This is a genomic window from Rhodococcus sp. TAF43 (assembly GCF_052113525.1).
Classification (GTDB): domain Bacteria; phylum Actinomycetota; class Actinomycetes; order Mycobacteriales; family Mycobacteriaceae; genus Prescottella.
This window is the reverse complement of sequence record NZ_JBFRDL010000116.1, coordinates 1-1,605: the sequence shown is the minus strand read 5'-3', so window position 1 is coordinate 1,605 and position 1,605 is coordinate 1. Positions and strand designations below refer to the sequence as shown.

At 64.7% G+C, this 1,605-nt stretch carries 2 protein-coding genes and 1 pseudogene; all 3 read right to left on the bottom strand.

Annotation, left to right across the window (positions count from 1 at the left end; translation table 11 throughout):
• Positions 1–370: pseudogene (locus tag AB4Z09_RS29035) on the bottom strand (DUF222 domain-containing protein); the annotation flags it as partial.
• 258 nt (positions 371–628) lie between these two features.
• Positions 629–1,282, bottom strand: a complete 654-nt coding sequence (locus AB4Z09_RS29030) for a hypothetical protein (RefSeq protein WP_442241385.1) — start codon at positions 1,280–1,282, stop codon at positions 629–631.
• A gap of 232 nt (positions 1,283–1,514) precedes the next feature.
• Positions 1,515–1,601 carry an IS3 family transposase gene (locus AB4Z09_RS29025; protein ID WP_442241386.1) on the bottom strand — a complete coding sequence of 29 codons (87 nt, stop codon included), beginning with the start codon at positions 1,599–1,601 and terminating at the stop codon, positions 1,515–1,517.
• Positions 1,602–1,605 lie beyond the last annotated feature (4 nt).

Sequence of the window (1,605 nt, the reverse complement as noted above, 5' to 3'; positions counted from 1 at the left end):
GTGGTACCCCGTCCTTCATGACGATCGGGGTGAGGTCGCAGTCGCAGGCGATGCGGCGGGCGGTTGCGATGGTGAGCGGCCCCATCCACGGCATCCAGGCGACGTCCTTGTCTCCCAACGTGTCCGCGTGATCGGTGGGCGTGCTGCTTCCTGTGTCGGCGTGGTCGTCAGTGTTCGGCTCGGTGCGGGCGAGGTCGCGTGCGTTCACGTGTAGTGACAGGTGCGGCCGTTCGCCGCCTTCGACGGGGGCGTCGCCGGAGTTGAGGTAGTGGCGCAGGATGTCGGTGAATGCTTCGGCGCGGCGTTGTCCGGGAGTGCGGGTGGACGCCGAGTCGTCGACCGGATTCCTCGGTTTGGTGAGTGCCGAGAGTCAATGGTTATCTCCTGCGTCAGACTTTCCGGCAGGGTTCCGGCGTTCGATTAGCACCCAGCCCAGCACCTGGCCACCGGTAGCCGGACGTGGTCGGCAACGGTAGAGAAGGTGCGCGAACAGACGTCCGGAGCCAGCGGATTGGTCGCAGAAGTGCACACGTCGAATGCGGCCACCGCCGGGCATCCACGACCGGTGGGCCGAATCATCGGCAACATCAGCCGCAATTGACCGCGGTCGAGACCTCTACGGCGGACGTCATGTTCGTTGAGCGGGCCGGGTAGCGGCGAGTTCAGCTGCTTGCAGCACTTCCGTGTCGGTGAGCTCGGCGAGGAGCGGGGATGGGGGAGTGCTCGCGGCGAGGTTGTGGCGGAGTTGGAACATCAGGCGCGGCACGTCGACTGGTGGGTCGATTCGGTGGTAGGGCCGAGGGTCGTGGGGCTGTCCGGGTTGCCAACCCCGCAGGAATATCACCTCGCCGGGTTGGGTGGTCCACTGCTCGACGACATCTCTGTGATTGCGGGACGCATGGATCGCGAACGTAGCGGTGCCCTGCAGGGTGATGATCGCGATGTACGACGCGTAGTAACGCTGGTCGCGATGGGGTGGAATCCCGTTGCCGCCTGGTAGGTAGCGTTGGTAGCTCGCCTCGTTCGGAGCGAAGGCGCCGAGGCCTGCAGCGCTCGCAGCGTCGCCGATCCATCCGCTCGCTCGGCCCGGCGCGCGGTCCTGGTGTTCGAGTGAGGTCATGGAGAAGGCGCCACCGACGTGAGCGTGAGGTGTCGTGAAAGTGTGTCGGCCCGCGTCTGCGATAAGCGCGGCGCGCAGGTCCTCAGGAAACTCGCTCCGCGTCACGCAGAATCCGTCGCGTGCTAAGCGAATCGCGTCGAGCACGTGCGAGGTGTTGTGCATTGTTTGCTTCCACTCTGGTCGCTGACACCGCGATTCTGTTGGGATTCGAGCCGGCACACGAACGGCCGGAGACGCAGTTGCGGGCGGCTGTAATCATGCCAGATTCTTGACGCAAGACAGCCGTTTCGTGCGGCGGCGGGGAGACGCCGGCTGAAATGAAAGGCGCCCCACCTCGTCATATGTCTGAACTGCTCCCCGGAAGTTGGACTGGCCAAGTGAGATCGTAACGGGGCTATGCGGCAAGGGCCTGAGCCCGGTATTCAACCGGGCTCAGGCCCTTCAGCGTTGAGTGGCTTCGTTCGGTGTTGAACCATGCGATGTAG

Bases quoted from the DNA above. Each gene is read 5' to 3' on its own strand.
- AB4Z09_RS29030 (WP_442241385.1), bottom strand. From the start codon at position 1,282: ATGCACAACACCTCGCACGTGCTCGACGCGATTCGCTTAGCACGCGAC.